This is a genomic window from Allobosea sp. (genome assembly GCF_035999205.1).
Taxonomy (GTDB): Bacteria; Pseudomonadota; Alphaproteobacteria; order Rhizobiales; family Beijerinckiaceae; genus Allobosea.
Genome location: NZ_DASYHA010000025.1, coordinates 98419 through 119346 on the forward strand (window position 1 = coordinate 98419; position 20928 = coordinate 119346).

Below are 20928 nucleotides of genomic sequence, written 5' to 3' on the forward strand. Positions count from 1 at the left end.
GTCAGCGCCAGTTGACCGGGCCGCCGCGGCGCGGGCCGGGCTTGACGCCGCCATTGGCCTTGATGCCGCGCAGGATCTTCTCCGGCGTGATCGGCAATTCGTCGACGCGCACGCCAACCGCGTTGTAGACGGCGTTGGCGACGGCCGGCAGCACCGGATTGGCGCACATCTCGCCCGGCCCCTTGCCGCCGAACGGCCCGTCGGGCGCCGGCCGCTCCAGCACGGTGACGTGGTAGGGCGCGATCTCACCCGGCCCCGGCATCAGGTATTCGTTGAAGTCGCGCGGGCCATGCTCGATGCTCGGATAATAAGGCTCCGGCGTCTCGTAGAGCGCGTGGCTCATCCCCATCCAGGCGCCGCCGACGAGCTGCTGCTCGACCATGCGCGGGTTGATGACGCGGCCGAGCTCATAGGCGCTGGTCATGGCGAGCACCTCGACCTCGCCGGTCTCGTCGTCGACCGCGACATCGGCGACGAGGCAGGCATGGGCGAAGGCCGTGTTCGGGTTCATCTCGCCGGTCTCGGCATCGACGGCCGACAGCGGGATCAAGAAGATGCCGCGGCCCGCGATGGTCTTGCCCTGCTTGAACTGCGCCGCCTGCGCCGTCGCCTTCACCGTAATCGTCTTTGAGGGAGCGCCACGGACATGGATGTTGCCGCGCCCGTCGGTGACGAGATCGGCGGCGTTGACCTCCAGTTCCTCGGCCGCCGCCTCCAGCAGCACGCCGCGCGCCTCGCGCGCCGCGACGATGATGGCGTTGCCCATGCGATGCGTGCCGCGAGAGGCGAAGGAGCCCATGTCGTGCGGGCCGGTGTCGCTGTCTGCGGTGTCGACGAAGACGTCCTCGATCGGCACGCCCAGCGTTTCCGCCGCGATCTGCCGCGAGACCTGCTTCATGCCCTGGCCGAGATCGATCGCCGACAGGGCGACGGTGAACTTGCCTTCGGGGTTGGAATGGATCAGCGCCTGGCTCGGATCGCCGCCGAGATTCATGCCGATCGGGTAATTCACCGAGGCCATGCCCCGGCCTTCGTAACGGGCCATTTCAGCGCCTCCTCGTTCCGAAGACGGATGAAAACCGCACCGCGCCGTGCTGCGTCTGGGCCGGGGCGGCGGGTGGCGGTGGTGGCACTGCGCTTGCCGGCGCGGGCGAATAGGGCGGTGGAGCCGGCTGGCCGGTGACCGGCTGATAAGGCGAAGGCGCATAGGCCGGCGGGACGGGCGGCGCCATGGCCGGGGCCGGCTCGTAGCGCGGCACCTGCGTCGGCGCGGCGCGCCCGTCGCGCGAGCCATCCATCACCGGCTGCTTACTCAAGGGAATGCGCATCGTGCCGGCCGGCAACGTCTGGGTCGCCGTGCCCGCCCGCGTGTCGGGCCGGCCGATCTGCCCCTTCGTGTCGATCACCGTTGCCGGGATCTGGCCGCGCTCGCCGGCACCACCCGTATGAGACGTCTGCCGCTTCGCCTGCTCGGAGAGCGGCCAATTCGCCTTCTCGGCCGCGACCTGCACGCATTCGATCAGCGCCGTGTTCTTGGCGACGCGCCGATGCGCCTTCATGTCCCCGTCGCGATAGGCCTTGAGGATGCGGAACTCCATCGGGTCCATGTTCGCTGCCTCGGCGAGGCGGTCCATCTGGACCTCGAGCGCGAAATCGACCGCGGTGACGCCGAAGCCGCGCATGGCGGTCGAGGGGCAGCGATTGGTGTAGGCGACGTGGACGTCGGAGGCGACGTTCGGGATCCAGTACGGCCCCGGCAGATGCGCCGTGCACTTGATCGCCGCGTAACTCGACAGCCGCGTATAGGCGCCGGCGTCGAAATAGCTGCGGATGTAGCGGGCGACGATGCGTCCGTCCCGCATCAGCCCGTCCTTGATGTAGATGCGCTCGGCGCCGCGCGGCGAGCCGTAGAGCATCTCCTCCTCGCGATCGAGCACGAAGCGCACGGGCTTGCCCGTCAGCATCGCGCCAAGCACGGCGAGCGGCTCGGTCAGCGAGTCGACCTTGCCGCCGAAGCCGCCGCCGACCGTGCCGCCGACGAAATGCAGCTTGTTCGAGGGAACGCCGACGATCTTGGCGGTCGTGTCGAGCGAGAAGAACAGCCCCTGCGCGCAGGAATGCACCAGGTAGCGCCCGTTCTGGTCCGGCGCGGCGATCGTGCCGTTGGTCTCCGTCGGGGCATGCTCGATCGGCGACATCTGGTAGCGATGCTCCATCACGATGTCGGCCGAGGCGAAACCACGTTCGACATCGCCGAAGCGTAGCTTCTGGTGGTCGAAGCGCTCGTGATATTCGAAGTAGTTGCCCGGATAGGTGTCGTTGACGACGGGCGCGCCCGGCTTCAGCGCCTCCTCGACGTCGAAGACGGTCGGCAGCGGGTCGTAGTCGATCCGCACCAGCTTCTTCGCCGCCAGCGCCTGTGCCTCGCTATCGGCGAGGATCGCGACCACCGGCTCGCCCTTGTAGCGGACCTTTTCGACCGCGAGCGAAGGCTCGTCGTCCTTGCCGAAATTGATCAGGCTCAGCAGCGTGTTCTTGTTCACCGGCACGTCGGCGCCGCGCAGCACGCGCTTGACGCCCGGCGCGCGCTCCGCCGCCGAGACGTCGATCGAGCGGATGCGGGCATGGGCGTGCGGACTGCGCACGGCCTTGAGATGCAACAGCCCGTCGAAGGCATGGTCGTCGAAATAGCGCGTCCGCCCGGTGACATGGCCGGGCATATCCTGCCGCTGCAGCCCTTTCCCGATCACATTGAGATCATCGTCGCGCTCGTCGGCGAAGAGATCCTTGCGCATCTCCATCGTGGCCATGGCGACCTCCTTCAGGCTCGGCGCGCGCCGGGCGCGCCGGCAGCGGACAGAATGGCGGCTACGATCGGCTCGTAGCCGGTACAACGGCAGATGTTGCCGCTGATCGCCTCGATCACCTCGTCGCGGCTGGGGTTCGGGTTCTTCGCCAGCAGCGCCCGCGCCGCGGTCAGCATGCCCGGCGTGCAGAAGCCGCACTGCGCCGCGAAATGGTCCATGAAGGCCGCCTGCAGCGGATGCAGGTTCGGCCCGTCGGCCATGCCGGCGGCCGTCTCGACATGGCGGCCCTCGCAGGCGACGGAGAGCGTCAGGCAGGAGAGCTGCGGCTCGCCGTCGACCAGCACGGTGCAGACGCCGCAGGTGCCCTGGCCGCAGCCATATTTCGGCGAGAAGTCGCCGAGCCCGCGCCGGAGCGTATTGAGCAGCGTCTCCGGCGCATCGACGAAGGCAGCGCGGTCGGAGCCGTTGAGACGGAACTGGACCGGGATCTTGGCCATGCGAGCCTCCTCAGCGGGGTTCGCCGGCGAGCAGCCGGCCGAGATGGACGGGCAGCACCTCGCGGCGATACCATTCGCTCGCAATCGCGTCGGTCGCGGGCTGACAGCCTTCGAGCGCTGCCTGCTTCGCCGCCTGGATCGCCGCGGCATCGAGCGTCTTGTTCTCCAGCGCGCGTTCGACGCCGCGCGCCCTGATCGGTGCCGGCGCCATCGCGCCATAGGCGACGCGCGGCTGCATGATCCGTCCTGCCTGCGCCGGCAGATGAGCGGCGATCGAGAGTACGGAGATGCCCTTCGGCTTGACCCGGCTGATCTTGCGGAAGCGGAAATCGCCGGGATTGGCAGGTCGCGAGAACTGCACGCCGGCAACGAGCCCCGGTGTCGTGCCGCGGTCGCGTCCGGCGAGGAACTCGTCGAGCGGCGTAGCCCGACCCGAGCCGAAGCCCGCGTGCAGCACGACCTGCGCGTCGAGCGCCAGCAGCGCCACGGTGAAGTCGCCATATGGACAGGCGGCGAAGAGATTGCCGCCGACGGTCGCCATGTTGCGGATCGCCGGGCCGCCGATGGCGCGCGCGGCGGGGTGCAGGAAGGCGAGGTCCCGGCTCGCCAGGATCTGCGCCATGGTGACGCCCGCGCCGAGCTCGATCCGCCCGCCGCCGGCATTGATCTGCCGGAAGGCGGGATCGGTGACGCGCACCAGGGTGCCTTCGGTCAGTCGCCCCTCATTGACGTCGCGCATCACCAGCGTGCCGCCGCCGAGGAGCACTGCATGGCGGTCTCCGGACAGGATGCCGGCCGCCTCTGCCATCGTCGTACAGTTTCTCACGCCGAGCATGTCAGACGCCCTCCCTGACCAGTTCGGGCAGGCGGCGCACCGCCTCGATGCCGTTGGTGTAGACCTCGTCACCGACGATGCGGGCGAGTTCCTGCTCGCGGCCGGGCGGCGTGGTGAAGCGGCTCTCCCAGTGCCAGAAGGCCCGGTTGCCGTCGGTGACCGGCAGCAGCCGGACATGTGCGACGTAGTTGAAGAGCGGGATCGGTGTGTCGAGGAGGCAATAACTGAAGGTCATTTCGAGATCCGAGAGGGTGAGGAGCTGCTCGCGCAGCTCGCTGCCGTCCTGCAGGGAGAAGCGGCGCACGCAGCCAATCCGGTCGGATGGGTGTCCGCGCTCAATCTCGCTGCGCGCGACGATCGGGTGCCAGCGATCATGGCCGTTGAAATCGCGCAGGATCGACCAGAGCCGGTCCACCGGCGCGTCGATGATGGTGCTGCGGACGACGTGAGGCATGGCCTCATCCCCCGAATGCGCGCTTCAGCGCGTCGAACCCACCCTGGAAGACATTCGCGCCGATGCCCTCGACCAGCTCCGCCTCGCGCTCGGGCGCGCAGTCGAAATCGGCAGACCACTCGATGAAGGTTCGCTCCTGATCGGTGATCGGCGTCAGCCTCAGCGTCGCGACGTAGTTCGTCAGCGGCATCGGCGAATCCAGGATCGAATAGGTGCAGAACATGTCGTAGTCCGACAGGCCCAGGAGCTGCTCGCGCAGCCGGTCGCCGCTGCGCAGGCTGAAGGCGCGGATGCAGCCAACCTTGTCGGCCGGATCGCCGTTCTCGATGCGGCTCTCGGCGATGCGCGGATGCCAGTTCGGCAATCCGTTGAAATCACGCACGCGGGCCCAGACCTTGGCGGCGGGTGCGGCGATGACGCTGGAGACGTAGACGCGGGCCATGCTGCTCGATCCTCAAGCCTTGGTCTCGGACGTGCCGTCGGCGCCGGGCTTGCCACCGCTGTCACCCTTCGGCTTCGCGGGCTGCACCTCCTTGGCGACGCGCTGCATGTCGGAGGCCTCGCGCATCAGCCCGCCCATCTTGGCGAGGTTGCCGCCTTCGATGCCGATCTCCTTCAGCACCTGGTCGATCATCGGAGCCTGCACGCGGTAGCGCAGCGCGGACTCGATCACTTCGTCGGTGGGCGAGCGCGCCGCGCCCCCTGCCCCGCTCGCTCCCAGCCCGCCGGCGAGCCCGTCGACATGGAGGATGCGGATGCCCTCGATCTTCTCCATCGGCTTGACGCTCTCGCGCACGATGCCCTCGATCCGGTCGAGCAGCCGGCGCCGGAACAGGCCGTAGCGGGCGCCGTCGGTCAGCACGTTCTCGGCCTCGTAGAGCAGCTTCTGCGCCTCGGCATCGACCGCCTTGCGGATCTTGTCAGCCTCGGCGGCGATACGTGCTTCCTCGGCCGCCTTCTCGGCGAGCATGACCTCGACGGTCTTGCGCCGCTTCGCGGTCTCGCTCTCGCGGATGGTCTTGACCTGCTCCTCGGCCTCGACGGCCTTGGCACGGGCGATCTCGGCATTGGCCTGCGCGGCAGACTCCTCCAGCGACTTGGCGTAGAGCGCGATCGCCTTGTCCATCGCGGCGCTCTCGACCTCGCGCTCGCGCTCGATTTCGAGCTTGCGCAATTCGCGCTGCCGGCCGACGCGGGCCTCGTCGAGCCCGCGATCGGAGGAGATGCGCGCCCGCTCGACCTCCTCGTTGGAGGCGATCTGTGCCTCCTGCAGCGACTGGTTGCGGGCAATCTCAAGCTGTTCCAGTGCCCGGCGCCGCTCGATCCGCGCCGCTTCCAGCGCCTGCTCGCGGACGATGTCGACCGTTTCGACCTGCTGGCGTGCCGTGATCTCGGCCTGGCGCAGCGCCTTGTCTGCGTCGGTCCGCTCGACCTTCTTGGCGGCGATCGCGATCGCCCTTTCCTCTTCCGCGACCTCGACCGCCTTCTTCTGGGCGATCTGCAGCATCTCGCGGGTCTTCGAGGAGTCGATGCGGTCCTTCTCCAGCCCCAACTCGGTCGCGATCCGCAGGCGCTCGACCGTGTCGCGCCGCTTCAATTCGGCTGCGTCGAGATCGGCGTTGCGCCTGATCTCGAGCTCCTTCGTCGCGAGTTCAGCGGCGATGCGCTCGGCGGCCACGGCCTTCTCCTGGGCGATGCGGGCGGCCTCGGTCGCCTCGCGCGCCGAGATCTCGGCGGTCTCGATCGCCTGGCTTCGCAGGATCTCCAGATTGCGGATCTCCTCGTCACGGCGGATGCGCTCGCCGGAGACGATCCGCTCCTGCGCGATGCGGGCCTTCTCGACGCTCTCGCGCGCCGCGATCTCGGCCGCCTCGACGGTTTCCGTCCGGCCGATCTCGAGCAGGCTCCTGCGCTGGTCGAGCGCGATCCGGTCGGCCGTGATCGCATCCTCCTGGGCGATGCGAGCCTTTTCGATGGCCTCGCGCGCGGCGATCTCGGCCTCGTCCAATGCCCTGTTGCGTGCAATGCCGAGAGCGCGGACCCGCTCCTCCTGCGCGATGCGCGCGGATTCGATCGCTTCGCGTGCGGCGATGTCCTCCTGCTCGAGTGTCCGGGTGCGCTCGATCTCGCGGTTCCGCACCTCCTGCTCGCGGACGATGCGCTCGGCATTGACCGCGGCCTCCTGCAGGATGCGCGCCTTCTCGGTGGTTTCGCGCGCGGCGATCTCGGCTGCCTCCAGCACCTTGGCGCGCTCGATCTCCTTCTGGCGGATGTCACGCTCGGAGGCGATGCGAGCGGCGTTGATCGCCTGCTCATTGGCGATGCGGGCCTTCTCGACCAGTTCGCGCGAGGCGATCTCGGCCTCCTCGACCGCTTGCGTGCGGGCGATCTCCTGCTGGCGGATGTCGCGCTCCGAGGCGATGCGCGCCTCGCTGATCGCGCGCTCATTGGCGATGCGCGACTTCTCGATCTCCTCGCGCGAGAGGATCTGCGCCTGCTCGGCCTCGGTGTCGCGGGCCGCCCGCTCGCGCGCCACCTCGGCGCGCTGCACGGCGCGCTTGATCTCGATCTCGCGCTGCTGTTCGAGCCTCGCCGCCTCGCTGTCGCGCTCGATGTCGAGCGCCTGCCGCTCGGCTTCGAGATTGCGGGTGCGGATGCGGATCATCGCCTCCTGCTCGATGTCGTTGCGCAGCTTCCGCTTGTCCTCGATCTCCTCGATGATCCGCGTCAGACCGGCCGCGTCGAAGCGGTTCGACGGGTTGAAGAACTGCAGGTCGGTCTGGTCGAGATCGGTCAGCGCGACCGATTCCAGAACGAGCCCGTTCTGGTCGAGCGCCTCGGCGGCGGCGTCCTTGACCTTCTGGACGTAGGTGCCGCGCTGCTCGTGCATTTCCTCCATGGTCATCTCGGAAGCGACCGTGCGCAGCGCCGAGATGAACTTGCCGGAGAGCAGCGCATTGAGCTGGTCGGGTTGCAGCGTGCGTCGGCCGAGCGTCGCGGCGGCGACCGAGACCGATTCCCGCTGCGGGCGCACCCGCACATAGAACTCCGCGTCGATGTCGACGCGCATGCGGTCGCGGGTGATCAGCGCGTCGTTGTTGGCGCGCGTCACCGCGAGCTGCAGCACGTTCATGTTGACCGGCGTGACGTCGTGGATGATCGGCAGCACGAAGGCGCCGCCATTGATCACCACCTTTTCGCCGAACAGTCCGGTGCGGACGAAGGAAACCTCCTTCGACGAACGGCGATAGAGCCAGTTCACCAGATAGACGACGATGGCGATGACGATCACCGCCACGATCAGCCAGAGGATCAGCGATCCGATCAGCTGTCCCGTCATGTCCTCTTCCTCCCGCCCGTCCTTCGGGTCACTTCGACTTGCCGGTCTTGGCTGCCGGCTTCGCTGTCCTGGCCTTGCCGCTTCCATCCACCCGGCTGATCCGCTTGAACGCGCGCGTCTGGTCGCGGATCGCGATCTCGACCGGCAGCCGCTCCATCGAGGAGGCCCCGTAGAAGCCGTGGCAGTGCTTCGTGTTCTTCATGATGAAGTCGGCATCGGCCGGCTCGGCGACCGGCCCGCCATGGACGAGGATGATCGCGTCCTTCTTGACCTTGAGCGCGGCGGCCGCCCAGGCATCGACCAGCGCCGGGCAGTCGACGAGCTTCAGCGCCGTCTCTGCCCCGATCGAACCGCCTGTGGTCAGGCCGAGATGGCAGACGATGATGTCGGCGCCGGCCTTGGCCATAGCGCGCGCATCGTCCTCACAGAAGACGTAAGGCGTGGTCAGCAGGCCCTTCTCGTTGGCGAGCGCGACCATCTCGACCTCAAGGCCGTAGCCCATCCCGGTCTCTTCGAGATTGGCGCGGAACGTGCCGTCGATCAGTCCGACGGTCGGAAAGTTCTGGATGCCGGCGAAGCCCATGCGCCTGACCTCGTCGAGGAAGACGTCCATGCGGCGGAAGGGATCTGTGCCGCAGACACCCGCGATCACCGGGGTGTTCTTCACCACCGGCAGGACCTCGGCCGCCATCTCCATGACGATGGCGTTTGCGTCGCCATAGGGCATCAGCCCGGAGAGCGAGCCGCGGCCCGCCATGCGGTAGCGCCCGGAATTGTAGATGACGATGAGATCGATGCCGCCGGCTTCCTCGCATTTCGCCGAAAGCCCCGTGCCCGCGCCTCCACCGACGATTGGCTCCCCCGCCGCGATCATGGCCTTGAAGCGCTTGAGCAGGCTCGTCTTGTCGAAGCTTGTCATGAGCGGCTCCTCACGCTTTCGCCCGCTCGCGGCGGCGGCCGGCATGCAGCGCGCGGAACTGCTGCACCAACGCTGCGGCGAAGGCGGGGTCGTTGATGTGGAGCGGCAAGCGAATGAGCTGCCGATTGGCGCTTGTCCGCACCGTCTGCTCCAGCGCCTGGAACAGTGCGGCATCTGCCGCTGGATCGTAGAAGGCTTGGCCCTGTGCATCGAGCGCGGAGAGGCCGAGCTCCGGGATCAGGAAGCGGACCTGGCCCTCCATCTGGTTCAGCCGCTCGCCGATCCAGCGGCCCATCCGGGCGTTCTCCTCCGGCGTGGTCCGCATCAGCGTGATTTGCGGGTTGTGAGGGTAGAGCTTGCGATTGCGGTAGCGTTCCGGAACCGTCTCGGGCGCGAAGAAATTGACCATGTCGAGCGCACCGACCGAGCCGACATAGGGAATGCGCGTGCGGATGATCGCGCCGAAGCGGTCCTCAGTGGCAGGCAGGAAGCCGCCCATCAGCATGTCGCAGATCTCGGTGGTGGAGACGTCGATCACCGCGCCGACGAGGCCGGAATCGACGAGCTTTTCCATCGATTGCCCGCCAGTGCCCGTCGCATGGAAGACGAGCGGCTCCCAGTCCGCCTCCAGCAGCTTCGCTACCTGCTGCACGCAAGGAGTAGTCACACCGAACATGGTCAGCCCGACCAGCGGTTTCTCGGGCTCCGCCCGGCGCGGGGCATTCTCGCGGCGCAGCTCGGCGAGCCGCGCCTTCGCCATCGCCGCGATCGCGCGCGCACCGTTGCCGAGCACGAGACGCGAGACCCGGTTGAGCCCCTGCACATCGGTGACGGCGTGCATCATCGCGATGTCCGTCGCGCCGACATAGGCGCGCACATCGCCCGAGGCCATGGTCGAGATCATCAGCTTCGGCAGGCCGACAGGCAGCGCCTGCATCGCCGGCGTCACCATCGCGGTCGCGCCCGAGCCACCGGCGGAGATGATGCCGAGCACGCCTTCCTGTCGCGGAAGCCAGGCGGCGAAGGCCTCGGTCATTGCCGCAACCGCCGTGCCGCGATCACCGGAGGCGATACCAGTCGAGCCCCTGGCCGAGGCGAGTGCGACCTGCTGTGGCGTGACATCGCCGCCCGCACTACGGCCCGAGGTCGAGAGATCGACGAGCCTGGTTCGCAGGCCTTCAGCGTGGATCAGGTCGCGGATATAGCGCAGCTCCTCGCCCTTGGTGTCGAGCGTGCCAGCGATGACGACATAGGGTTCGCTCGCGGCCGCTGCCGCCAGCGGCCGGATCGCGCCCACCGGCTCGCCATTGCGCGTCGCGAGCGTCGGGCGCGAGATGGTGCGGGCCTGCGCCTCGATCCTGGCGGCGGGTATCGGCTGCGACCACCGCGTCGGGATGACCGGATTGGCGTTGTAGATGCGCGTCGGCCCGACGGGAGCCGTGGGCGCCGGTCGCGCTGCCCCACCCTGCCCCGTCGCCGGCTCCTGCGCGGCATCGGTCTCGTCATGGCCATGGCGGCCGACGCCGAGCAGGCGCTGCTGCAGTTCGCGGTCGCCCGCGAGCGTCGCCGAGGCGATGATGCGGTTGATCCGGCCATTGACCATGATGGCGACCGGGTCGGACATCTGGGTCGCGACGCCGATGTTCTGTTCGATCACGAGGATCGCGACCTCGCCCTGCTCGGCGAGCCGGACCAGCATCTCCTCGACATGCGCGACGATCACGGGCGCCAGGCCTTCGGTCGGCTCGTCCATGATCAGCAGGCGCGGGTTCAGCAGCAGGGCTCGACCGATGGCGAGCATCTGCTGCTCACCGCCGGAGAGCTGCCCACCGCCATTGTTGCGCCGCTCGGCCAGGCGCGGGAAAACCTCGTAGACGCGCTCCGGCGTCCAGGCCGCGCGCTTGCCGCGCTGCATCAGCCGCAAATGCTCGTCCACCGTCAGCGAGCGCCAGAGTCTGCGGCCCTGCGGGACATAGCCGATGCCGAGCCTTGCGACCTCGGCCGGTGTGCGACCGGCGATCTCCTCGCCGAAGAACCGGATCGAGCCCGAGCTGATCGGCACGAGGCCCATGATCGCCTTGCACATGGTCGTCTTGCCCATGCCATTGCGGCCGACGACTGACAGCACTCCGCTCTGCAGCGTGAGGTCGACGCCCTGCAGCGCGTGCGAGCGTCCGTAGAAAACGTTGAGGCCGGCGATCTGCAGGATCGGCAGACCGGGCCCGGGAGGCGCTTTCAGGCGCTCAGCCATGGCCGCCTCCGAGGTAGAGTTCCTGAACCTCGGGGTCGGACTCGATCTCTTCCGGACGCCCCTCTTTGAAGATGCGCCCGTTGTGCATCATCGTCACGCTCTCGACGACGCGCAGGGCGACATCCATGTCGTGTTCGATGATGATGTAGCCGATATGGCCGGGCAGCGAGGTCAGGATATGGACGAGGTCGCGCCGCTCGGTCGGCGAGAGGCCGGCCGCAGGCTCGTCGAACAGGATGAAGCGCGGCGCGCCCGACAGAGCCAGCGCGATCTCGAGCTGGCGCTGCTGGCCATAGGCGAGCTCGCCGACGAGCCGGCCCTTGACCGCCGACAGATGCACGGCATCGACCAGCCCTTCCGCCGCGTGAACCAGCGCATCGTCGCGGCGCGGACGCAGCAGGGAGAAGCGGTTCCGCGACACGCCGCGGCAGGCCAGATAGACATTGTCGAGGACGGATAGCCCAGTGAACAGCGACGAGATCTGGTAGGTCCGGCGCAGACCCCGCCTGATCCGCTCCTGCGGTGGAAAGGCCGTCACATCCTCGCCGAAGAAGCGGATGATGCCGGCGCTGGGCGAAAAATCGCCGGTGATGCAGTTGAACAGCGTCGTCTTGCCGGCGCCGTTCGAGCCCAGCACCGCGCGACGCTCGCCAGGGCGCACAGAAAGCGTGATGTCGGAGAGCGCCGCGAGCGCGCCGAACAACCGCGACACGCCGCGCAGCTCCAGCGCGTTGGCCGAGCCCGCCGCAGCCAGCCCTTCCCGTGCCGCGATCGCGCTCATGGCGCGCCTCCACCGACGCGCATTCCTGCATCGCGGGCGTCGCTGTCCTTGCGATAGCGCTCGCGCAGGCGCTGCCAGATCCCGATCAGCCCGTCGGGCGAGAACAGCACGATGACGAGAAAGCCGAGCCCGATCAGGAGCTGGTAGCGCTTGCCGTCGAGCCCCACCCCTTCGAGCAAGTCGAGCGAGAAAGTGCGCAGCAGCACATAGACGAGCGCGCCGATGAACGGCCCGATCGGCCGGCTCAGGCCGCCGACGACGGCGATTATGAGCATGTCGACGACGGGTCCCACGCCCGCCGTGCCCGGGGAGATCTGGCGCTGGTACCAGACGAGCAGCACGCCGGCGCAGGCAGCGATGAAGGATGCGAAGGTGTAGGCCGCGATGCGATGCGCGACGACGTCGAAACCCAGCGCTGCCATCCGGCGCGGATTGTCTCGAGTGCCCTGCAAGGCAAGGCCGAAAGGCGCGCGTGAGACATAGATCACGGCCCCATAGGCCAGGACCGAACAGCCCAGCGTCAGATAGTAGAAGGGCAGATTCTGGCCCCAGTCGAGGCCGAGGAAGACAGGCGGCTTGACGCCGTTGAACCCGCTGAAGCCGTTGAAGACCGTATAGTTCTGCAGCGCCAGATAGTAGAAGGCCGACGCGATCGCGAGCGTGATCATGATCGTATAGATGCCTTCGGTCCGCACCGAGAGCGCACCACTCAGCGTGCCGAACAGGGTCGCGACCAGGATCGCAACCGGGGCTGCCATCCACCACGGCCAGTGCAGGCTGATCTGCGTGATCGCGCTGTCGCCGAGGATCGCGACGAGGTAACCCGCGCAGGCTGCCACCGTCATCTGCACCAGGCTGACGATGCCGCCATAGCCGGCGAGAAACATCAGGCTGAGCGCCACGAGGCCGAGGATCATCGAATAGGCGATGATCTGAACGAGCCAGAACGGGCTTGCGATCGCCGGCATGACCAGGAGCAGGACGCCTGCGACCCAGAAGGCCGTGCCGCGCCGGGCCAGCCAGGCCCCGAAGCCTTCGGGGCTGCGCGCGCGCTGCTCGAGGTTGAGATCAGCGATCGCCATCGTCAGCGCCTCGCCGCCAGGCCCTGCGGCCGCACCGCCAGCACCGCGACCATGATGATGAAGGTCAGCATCACAGCGTAGGTCGGCATGTAGACCGAGCCGAACTGCTCGGCGAGGCCGACGATCAGCGCCCCGATCGCGGCGCCGGGAATCGAGCCCATGCCGCCGACGATGACGACCACGAGCGACGACAGCAGGATCTTGGTGTCCTCGCCCGGCTGCAGCGACTGGAAGGTGCCGCCAACGACACCTGCCAGCCCGGCAAGACCGGCGCCGAATGCGAAGATCATGACGAAGACGAGCTGGACGCGCACGCCTGTCGCCGAGAGCATGTCACGATCATCGACGCCGGCGCGGACCAGCATGCCCACCCGGGTGCGGTTGAGCGCGAGCCACATCAGCACGCCGACGATGATCGCACCGATCAGGATGGCGATGCGCACGAAGGGATAGGTCATCATGACCGGGTCGCCATTGCCGCGCAGCGCCACGACGAAGGGCAGCTGGACGGGCCCGGACAGCCAGTCCGGGGTCGTCACCTGGAAGGTGTCGCCGCCATAGTTCCACAGCAGCAGGTCGGCGAAGATGATCGACAGCCCGATGGTGACGAGCGTCTGGCGCAGGTCCTGGCCCTCCATCCAACGGAACAGCAGCACCTGCATCAGCACGCCGACGATGCCGACCACGATGAACGCCGCCAGAAGCGCCATCAGCCATGAGCCGGTCAGCTGGCCGACGCTGTAGCCGAGATAGCCGCCGAACAGATAAAGCGAGCCATGCGCCAGGTTGACGTTGCGCATCAGCCCGAAGATCAGCGTGAAGCCACTGGCGACGAGGAAGTAAAGCGCGCCAAGCGTGATGCCGTTGAAGAGCGCGCTGAGGAACACGCGCTTGCGACCGAACATGGCTTCCATCCCCGGCGTCCAGACCGAGAAGATCAGCCACACCAGGATGCCGACCACGAAGATGATCACGAGCGACCAGATCGGGCGGCGCGCGATGAAATCAGACATGGGCCGCCTGCATCGGCATGGCGGCCTGCATCGGCGCCGGCCCTACCGTGCGCAGCACGCGGCGATAGTCGCGCGGCGCCATGCCCATATGGGCGGTGAAGAAACGGGTGAAGACGCTCTGGCAGGAGAAGCCGAGGCCGTGGCCGATCCGGGTCACCGGGTCCTGCGAGAAGACCAGCTTGTCGAGAGCAGCGTCGAGGCGGACGGTGTTGGAGAAGACCGTCGGGGTGACCCCGACCTGCTGGCGGAAGAGCTTGAAGAAATGGGCGCGCGACAGCCCGGCCTCGCGGGCGACGCGCTCGAGGGCGCCTTCATAGCTTGGATGATCCTCGAGCAGCCGGCAGGCCCGCAGCACGCGGCGGTCGAGCGCGCCTTCGGGCGCGAGATGGGCGAAGGAGGAAGCGAGCTCCGGCTCGATCGGCTCGCTCGAGGCCTGCGCCAGCGCCATCAGCACCGGCCCGAGATTGAGGTCGCGCCGCGGCGACAGCAGCATCTCGACGATCTTGTCGCGCCAGGCAGCGAGCTCGCGGGTGATGACGAGCTCCGACGAGGGGAACACGATCCCGCCGGGCGGGCTCATCGCCTGGGCTGCCAGCCATTCCGGCCTGAGATAGACGACGAGAAAGAGGCCGAAGCAGCCGGGGGTTTCGGGCTGGAAGTTGTGCGGTTCCCATGGGTTGATGGCGATGCCCATGAACGGGTCGACGCGCGTGGAGCGGCCGCCGACGGTCACGAGCCCGCGCGATCCCTCCAGGAAGAAGATCAGATGGGCCTCGCGATGCGCATGCAACACCAGTGGCCGGTCGAGATCGTAGATCGAAACCCGGCCGAAGGGACCGTGGCAGACCGCGACTGCGCGACTCATGTTTCCTCTCGAAAGCAGATCCGGCGCGGCGACTTGGGTCTCATCAGGCAAGCCGCCATCCATGCGCCCCCGCGATTGATCGGGGGCGCCGGCACCGGGACGTCACGGGGGCGAAGGGGCGCGCATCTCGCGTTGTTCCCCTCCAGCAGTCATCAGGCGTCTATTTCTTGCATTCCGGATTGGTCCGTGAGGGCAGCCCCACCGCCTTGAAGGCCTCGGCGCTCAGTCCCATCGTCTTGTTGACGTTCGGAACGGTGCGCACGAACTTGTTGGTGAGGTCGCCGTTCGGCAGTTCCGCAACCTCAGTGATGAAGGTCGTGGCGATCGCCTGCCGGTCGTCGTCGAGCTTGATCTTGCCGTTGGGCGCGTCCAGCTCGATCTTTGCCAACTCCGCCCGCAGCTTGGCTCCGCCGTCCGAAAGGTCGGCGTTGACCTTGCCCAGCGCCGTCGCGAGCGCGGTGAAGGCGTTATAATAGTTCGTCGCGAAGAGCGACGGGCTGGCGAAGCGCTTGTCCGCCGGGAACGCGTCCTGATAGGCCTTGACCCAGGCCTTCCAGCGCGGATCGTCCCAGGCATCGGCGACACCGCCCGAGGATGGCGTGCCGACGAGCAGTTTCTTGGCCGCGCCCTTGGACGACAGCACCGTCTGGTCAACCATGATGGAGCCGCCGACGAACTTGGCGTTGCCGCCGGTCTGGCTGTACTGGTTCAGGAAGTTGACGGCGTCGCCGCCGCCGAGGCCGAGGAACACGGCATCGACGTCGTCGGGGATGTTGGCGATGACCGAGCCGAAATCCTTGGTGCCGAGCGGCACCCACTGGCGCTGGGTAATCTGCCCGCCCGCGCCGCAATAGCCCAGCGCGAAGCCGAAGACCTGCGTATAGGGGAAGGAATAATCCTCCGCGATGACCGCGACCTTCTTGTAGCCCTTATCCTTGAAGACGTAGTCGCCGAGGCCGGCCATCCACATTGCGCCGTTGCTGTTGAAGCGGAAGTAGTTCGGCGACGGATTGACATAGGTGGTCTCGAGCGCGCCCGAGGAACCGTCGACGACAGTGACGTTCGGGACGGTCTTGGAGTAGTCGCGGATCGCGATACCTTCCGAGCCCGAGAGCGGGCCGACGATGACCTGGACCTTGTCCTGCTCGACGAGCTTTCGCGCTGCGCGCAAGGCGGAGTCGGGGCTGGCATCCGTGGTCGCGATGATCAGTTCGACCTCGCGACCGGCGATCTTGTTGCCGAGCTGCTTTAGCGCCACCTGGACGCCGCGCACGCCATCCTCGCCGCCGGACGTCAATGCGCCCGACAGCGTCGCCATCATGCCGATCTTGAGTTTTTCCTGAGCGCTGGCGACCGATGAGGCAGCCACGAGACTACAGACCGCGACAGCGGTCAAAAGCACCTTTCGCATCGTATCTCCTCCCTGCATGTCCGACCACGCCGAAGGTTTCAACGGCGAGGCCGATGGCGGCTTTTTGATCCGCTCTAAGGGAAAGGTAACACACGGAGGCTCGCTGCCAAGGTCGCGGACATTGCTCTGGGTCTGCTTTTTTGCCCGCAGAATCAGGCCGGGACGGGCTTCAGGGGCGTGGCACCGCCGACCTTGCGGTCTCCGTCGATCCCGGTGTCCGCCTGCGCGCGGCAGGTCCACCGCTCGTGCGCGGCGATCCTAGGGGGAACGCCCGATCAGCCGGTCCTCGACATTCTGCAGATGGCGTCGCACCGCATCGGCCGCGCCGCCCGGCTCGCGGTGAGCGATGGCGTCGACGATCCGGGCATGGTCTTCGAAACTGTGGTGGTCGGCCGGCGGACTGCTCTGGCTCGGCCGCGGCCTCCCCCAGGTGACGGCGCGGCGCACGGCATTCAAGGTGTCGAACAGCGCCAGCAGGATCGGATTGTGCGCCGCCTCGGCGATCTCATGGTGGAAGCGCGCATCATAGGCCTCGTACTCACGCCAGGTCGTCGCGGCGCGGCAGGCGGCATTCAGTTCGGCGAGCGTGGCGATTTCGGCCGCAGTCGCATTGATCGCGGCCAGGCGCGCAAGCTCCGGCTCGAGACCGATGCGCGCTTTCATCACCTGGACCGGATTGCTGCGCTGCGCCAGGTCGGAAATATCGACCAGCTGCGGCGGCTTCGGACCGACGAAGGTTCCCTTGCCGACATGGCGCCAGAGCTGGCCTTCGCGCTCGAGCACCGCCAGCCCCTTGCGCAATTCGGTGCGCTTGACGCCGAGCAGTTCGGCGAGTTCCCGCTCCGGCGGCAAGCGCCCGTCATCGGGCAGCCGCGCGGCCGAAAGGAACCCGTAGAGCTGCGTCAGGACCCCCGAAAAGGCGGCATCGGTGGAGGCGACGACTTTCTGATCCATCATGTGGCGACCGGCTGCAGGTGATGGCGCCTTGATCCCACGGAACCTCCGCCAACGCAACCATTATTCGCATTGGTTGGATCAATAGGGTATCGCCGGCTGAAATTTTGCTGATTTTGAAAGCAAATGCGGCCTTGACATGATCAATCCGTCACTTGACACTGCCCAAAATAAAATTGGTTGCGACCATAACAGACAAGAACGCAACAGCACTCTGGGAGGAGTCAAACCATGCAACCCTTGGGAAGAAGGCTGTCTACCGTGTTCGCTGCCGCCTTTGCGGCCGCCACTTTGTTCGGGACTGTCGCTGCGCAGGCGCAAAGCAAGGTGCGGGTGGCGTTGGGCGACGTCCTGTCGACCGAGACACTCGCCATGGTCATCGCGCTCGAGCGCGCCAAGGAGAAGGGCGTCGACTATCAGGTGACGCATTTCTCGAAGGAGGACCTCGCCATCCAGGCTGTGATCAACGGCCAGGCGGATCTCGGCATCGGCACGCCCTATGCCGTGGTCCAGAAGAGCAAGGCGCCGCTGCGCGTCCTGTTCCAAGGCACGCGCCTGGTGTTCTTTCCGGTCGCCGACAAGTCCTACAAGACCTGGAAGGACATGAACGGCCAGCCGATCACATTCCATGCCCGTGCAACCGGGACCGAGGCGATCGGCAACATCATAGCCAAGCGTGAAGGCATCCAATTCGGCGAGCGCAGCTATGTGCCCGGCTCGGAGAACCGGATCATCGGGATGATGAAGGGCCAGATCAAGGCCACCGTCGTCGACCTCGCCAACAAGAACCTGCTGCTCGAGAAGGCGGGCGACCGCTTCCATGTCCTGCCAGGCGTCAGCGCGCCTGCCTCCGACGAGACCCTGTTCGGCAACATCGAGTGGATCCAGAAGAACGAGAAGCAGGTCGACGTCATCGTCACCGAATTCCTGCGGCTCTGGCAGGAGATGGCGGCCAATCCGGCCGTCGTCGAGCAGGAGCGCGCAAAGCGCAAGCTGATGGCCGACCAGCCGAAGGAGGTCCTGGAGGGCATCACCAAGTTCTACACAATGGCCACCAAGGAAGGCGTCTATGCGCCGGCCGGCGGCAGCGCCGAGATCGCGAAGGCAGATTTCGAGTTCTACACCGAGGCCGGGCAGATGCAGGGGCCGGTGGCGGAGTTGAAGGTCGAGGACTTCTGGTATCTCGCCCCGCTCGAACGGGCCCGCAAGGCTCTCGGCAGCTAACGCCCTCGCGTTCGACAGCCCACCCGCATGCCGGGCCTTCACGACCCGGCATGCGCCCAGCTTCGGCCTCAAGCGGAGTGACCTCCCTTGCAGATTTCCGACCTAGCTACCGCCTTGCCCCACTCTCGCGAAGCTTCGGCCCAGCGCTGGCGCGACGTTCTGATCCACCCGCTCGTCCTGCGCCTGCTCTCCTTCGCTGCCGTGTTCGCGCTCTGGGAATATGCCGGGCGCATTCCCCTGAGCCCGGCTTTCCCGACCTTTCTCGAAACGCTCGGCGGCCTCGGCGCGATCATCGCCGACGGTTCCCTCTTCAAGGCCTTCCTGATCACGCTCCATCCGCTCGTCATCGGTCTTGCCGTCTCGGTCGTGCTCGGCGTCGGCCTCGGGGTGCTGATGGGCCTGCACGAGCCTTCGGAGTGGCTGATCTCGCCGATCTTCATCATCGCTCAGGCGGCACCGCTGGCTGCGCTCATCCCGATCCTGACCTTCGCCTACGGCATCGGGCAGACGGCCAAGGTCATGACCGTCTGCATCATGGCGATGCCCGTCATCGTGCTGAACACGCTCGGCGCGGTGCGCAACACGCCGAAATCGCTCCTGGAAATGGGGCGGTCCTTTCTCGCCAGCCGCAGCCAGAACATCCGCCTCGTCATCCTGCCCGCGGCGAGCCCGATGATCTTCGCGGGTCTGCGGCTTGGCTGCGCGGCCGCCTTCATCGGCGTCATCCTCGCCGAACTGCTGATCACGCCGACCGGCATCGGCGACGTGATCTCCTACAACCAGTCGGTCGCCGACTATCCCAAGATGTACGCGGCCATTCTCGCCATCATCGCCTTCTCGGTCCTGTTCATCGAGGTTCTCGAGCGGATCGAGGTCACCCTGTTCCGACCGGAGGGACGCGCATGACCCCGAACCTTGCAGCGGTCACACCGCGGCACATGACCGACATCGCGCCGCCACTTCTTGCCACACGGCCGATCGTCGAGGTCAAAAGCGTCTCGAAGACCTATCCGGGCGGCATCGAGGCGCTCAGCGGGATCTCGCTGGATTTTCCCGAGGGCCGGCTGACGACGCTGCTCGGCCCCTCCGGCTGCGGCAAGACCACGCTTCTCAAGATCATCGCCGGGCTGATCCCGGCCAGCGGCGGCCAGGTCTTCGTAGACGGTCGCGAGGTGAAGGGGCCCGGCCCCGAGCGCGCGTTCGTGTTCCAGGACTTCGCGCTGATGCCGTGGGCGAGCGTGATCCGGAACGTCGCATTCGGGCTCGAACTGCGCGGCGTCGCCCATAGCGAGCGCGAGGCGATCGCCGAGCGCCACATCGCACGCGTCGGCCTCAAGGGGTTCGAGCGGAAATATCCGCACGAGCTCTCGGGCGGCATGCGGCAGCGGGTCGGGCTTGCCCGTGCCCTCGCGGTCGACGCCAAGGTCGTGCTGATGGACGAGCCGTTCTCGGCGGTCGACGAGCAGACCCGCCGCAAGTTCCAGGAGGAACTGCTCGAGCTCGTCGCGAACGAGGGCAAGTCCTTCATCTTCGTGACGCACAGCATCGAGGAGGCGGTCTATGTCTCCGACCGGATCGCGCTGCTTTCGCGCCGGCCGAGCCGCGTCGCGGCGGTCATCGAGCCGAAGATCATGCGCGGCGGCGACCCGGACAAGATCAGGCGCGACAGCACCTATCTCGACGTCGTCGAGGAGATTTGGCAGCAGCTCAAGCACTATCTGGACTAGGGGGCGGGCATGGTCATTTCCGGTATCCGCCTTCCCTTGATGACGTCGCTGATCGTCTGGGCCGTGATCTGGGAGATCGTCGGCCATACGGACGCCGGCTTCATCCTGCCGCCGCTGTCCAGCATCATCGGGCGCGTCTTCGAGATCGTGCCGACGGCCTCGTTCCTCGATGCGCTCCTGATCACCGGCCGCGCCTTCCTGCTCGGCAACGCGATCGCGATCGGCATCGGCGTCCCGCTCGGGATCCTGATGGGCCGCTCGGTCATCGCAGACCGCCTCCTGCTGCCCTGGGTGAACCTCTTCCTCTCGGCGCCGCTGAGCGCCCTCGTTCCCGTCATCATGGTGCTGTTCGGGCTCGGCGAGACGACGATCGTGCTGACGGTCGTGCTGTTCTCGATGTGGATCGTCGTGCTCAACACGCGAGCCGGCATCCGCGCCATCTCACCCTCGCTGGTCGAGATGGCGCGCAGCTTCGGCGCCAGCCGCTGGCAGGCCTTCAGCCGGATCTATCTCTGGGCAGCCCTGCCCGAGATCTTGGCCGGCATCCGGCTCGGGATGATCCGCGCCGTCAAGGGTGTGGTGATCGGGCAATTGCTGGTCTCTGTCGTCGGCTTCGGGACGCTCTTCGAGATCTACCAGTCGCATTTCCTGATGGAGCATTTCTGGGCGCTGCTGCTGGTGCTCTTCACCTTCGCCTTCACGCTCAACGAATTGCTGGCCGGGCTCGAACGTCGGTTCGCCTATTACGCCGCCTCACGCTGACCCACC

At 67.1% G+C, this 20928-nt stretch carries 19 protein-coding genes; 4 read left to right on the top strand and 15 right to left on the bottom strand.

Translation table 11 applies throughout. The features are described from left to right. Position 1 precedes the first annotated feature (1 nt). From VGN82_RS15855 to VGN82_RS15925, 15 genes are all read right to left on the bottom strand, one after another. Complete coding sequence (locus tag VGN82_RS15855; RefSeq protein ID WP_327528008.1) at positions 2-1045, bottom strand: xanthine dehydrogenase family protein molybdopterin-binding subunit; 1044 nt, start codon at positions 1043-1045, stop codon at positions 2-4. 1 nt (position 1046) lies between these two features. After that, positions 1047-2810 carry a xanthine dehydrogenase family protein molybdopterin-binding subunit gene (locus VGN82_RS15860; RefSeq protein ID WP_327528009.1) on the bottom strand — a complete coding sequence of 588 codons (1764 nt, stop codon included), beginning with the start codon at positions 2808-2810 and terminating at the stop codon, positions 1047-1049. An 11-nt stretch (positions 2811-2821) separates the two neighbouring features. Next, complete coding sequence (locus tag VGN82_RS15865) at positions 2822-3304, bottom strand: (2Fe-2S)-binding protein (RefSeq protein ID WP_327528010.1); 483 nt, start codon at positions 3302-3304, stop codon at positions 2822-2824. A 10-nt stretch (positions 3305-3314) separates the two neighbouring features. Continuing rightward, positions 3315-4139 carry an FAD binding domain-containing protein gene (locus VGN82_RS15870; RefSeq protein WP_327528011.1) on the bottom strand — a complete coding sequence of 275 codons (825 nt, stop codon included), beginning with the start codon at positions 4137-4139 and terminating at the stop codon, positions 3315-3317. Between the two features lies 1 nt (position 4140). After that, positions 4141-4593 (bottom strand): SRPBCC family protein, encoded by a 453-nt coding sequence (locus tag VGN82_RS15875; RefSeq protein ID WP_327528012.1) that lies wholly within the window; start codon positions 4591-4593, stop codon positions 4141-4143. A 4-nt stretch (positions 4594-4597) separates the two neighbouring features. Beyond that, positions 4598-5035 carry an SRPBCC family protein gene (locus VGN82_RS15880; protein ID WP_327528013.1) on the bottom strand — a complete coding sequence of 146 codons (438 nt, stop codon included), beginning with the start codon at positions 5033-5035 and terminating at the stop codon, positions 4598-4600. 12 nt (positions 5036-5047) lie between these two features. Next, positions 5048-7933 (bottom strand): flotillin family protein, encoded by a 2886-nt coding sequence (locus tag VGN82_RS15885; protein ID WP_327528014.1) that lies wholly within the window; start codon positions 7931-7933, stop codon positions 5048-5050. 28 nt (positions 7934-7961) lie between these two features. Next, positions 7962-8852, bottom strand: a complete 891-nt coding sequence (locus tag VGN82_RS15890) for a phosphoenolpyruvate hydrolase family protein (protein WP_327528015.1) — start codon at positions 8850-8852, stop codon at positions 7962-7964. A gap of 10 nt (positions 8853-8862) precedes the next feature. After that, positions 8863-11103, bottom strand: coding sequence for an ABC transporter permease (locus VGN82_RS15895; protein ID WP_327528016.1), 2241 nt, complete (start codon positions 11101-11103; stop codon positions 8863-8865). Next, on the bottom strand, positions 11096-11884 hold the full coding sequence (locus VGN82_RS15900) for an ABC transporter ATP-binding protein (protein WP_327528017.1): 789 nt from the start codon (positions 11882-11884) through the stop codon (positions 11096-11098). The genes VGN82_RS15895 and VGN82_RS15900 overlap by 8 nt, the downstream gene beginning before the upstream one ends. After that, positions 11881-12966 (bottom strand): branched-chain amino acid ABC transporter permease, encoded by a 1086-nt coding sequence (locus VGN82_RS15905; protein WP_327528018.1) that lies wholly within the window; start codon positions 12964-12966, stop codon positions 11881-11883. Before VGN82_RS15905 ends, VGN82_RS15900 begins: the two co-directional genes overlap by 4 nt. Positions 12967-12968: 2 nt before the next feature. Next, on the bottom strand, positions 12969-13979 hold the full coding sequence (locus VGN82_RS15910) for a branched-chain amino acid ABC transporter permease (RefSeq protein WP_327528019.1): 1011 nt from the start codon (positions 13977-13979) through the stop codon (positions 12969-12971). After that, complete coding sequence (locus VGN82_RS15915) at positions 13972-14844, bottom strand: helix-turn-helix transcriptional regulator (RefSeq protein ID WP_327528020.1); 873 nt, start codon at positions 14842-14844, stop codon at positions 13972-13974. The genes VGN82_RS15910 and VGN82_RS15915 overlap by 8 nt, the downstream gene beginning before the upstream one ends. A gap of 160 nt (positions 14845-15004) precedes the next feature. Continuing rightward, the gene (locus tag VGN82_RS15920; RefSeq protein ID WP_327528021.1) at positions 15005-16255 is read right to left on the bottom strand and encodes an ABC transporter substrate-binding protein; all 1251 of its coding nucleotides are present in this window, start codon (positions 16253-16255) and stop codon (positions 15005-15007) included. Positions 16256-16513: 258 nt separating this feature from the next. Beyond that, the gene (locus VGN82_RS15925) at positions 16514-17212 is read right to left on the bottom strand and encodes a FadR/GntR family transcriptional regulator (RefSeq protein WP_327528022.1); all 699 of its coding nucleotides are present in this window, start codon (positions 17210-17212) and stop codon (positions 16514-16516) included. Between the two features lie 258 nt (positions 17213-17470). Here VGN82_RS15925 and VGN82_RS15930 point away from each other — a divergent pair, with 258 nt between their 5' ends. The 4 genes from VGN82_RS15930 (at position 17471) to VGN82_RS15945 (ending at position 20922) form a co-directional block, all read left to right on the top strand. After that, positions 17471-18433: an ABC transporter substrate-binding protein gene (locus tag VGN82_RS15930; RefSeq protein WP_327528023.1), complete on the top strand. Its 963-nt coding sequence runs from the start codon at positions 17471-17473 to the stop codon at positions 18431-18433. 87 nt (positions 18434-18520) lie between these two features. After that, the gene (locus VGN82_RS15935; RefSeq protein WP_327528024.1) at positions 18521-19339 is read left to right on the top strand and encodes an ABC transporter permease; all 819 of its coding nucleotides are present in this window, start codon (positions 18521-18523) and stop codon (positions 19337-19339) included. A 32-nt stretch (positions 19340-19371) separates the two neighbouring features. After that, complete coding sequence (locus VGN82_RS15940; protein WP_327529156.1) at positions 19372-20160, top strand: ABC transporter ATP-binding protein; 789 nt, start codon at positions 19372-19374, stop codon at positions 20158-20160. A gap of 9 nt (positions 20161-20169) precedes the next feature. Then, on the top strand, positions 20170-20922 hold the full coding sequence (locus VGN82_RS15945; RefSeq protein ID WP_327528025.1) for an ABC transporter permease: 753 nt from the start codon (positions 20170-20172) through the stop codon (positions 20920-20922). Positions 20923-20928: the final 6 nt, after the last annotated feature.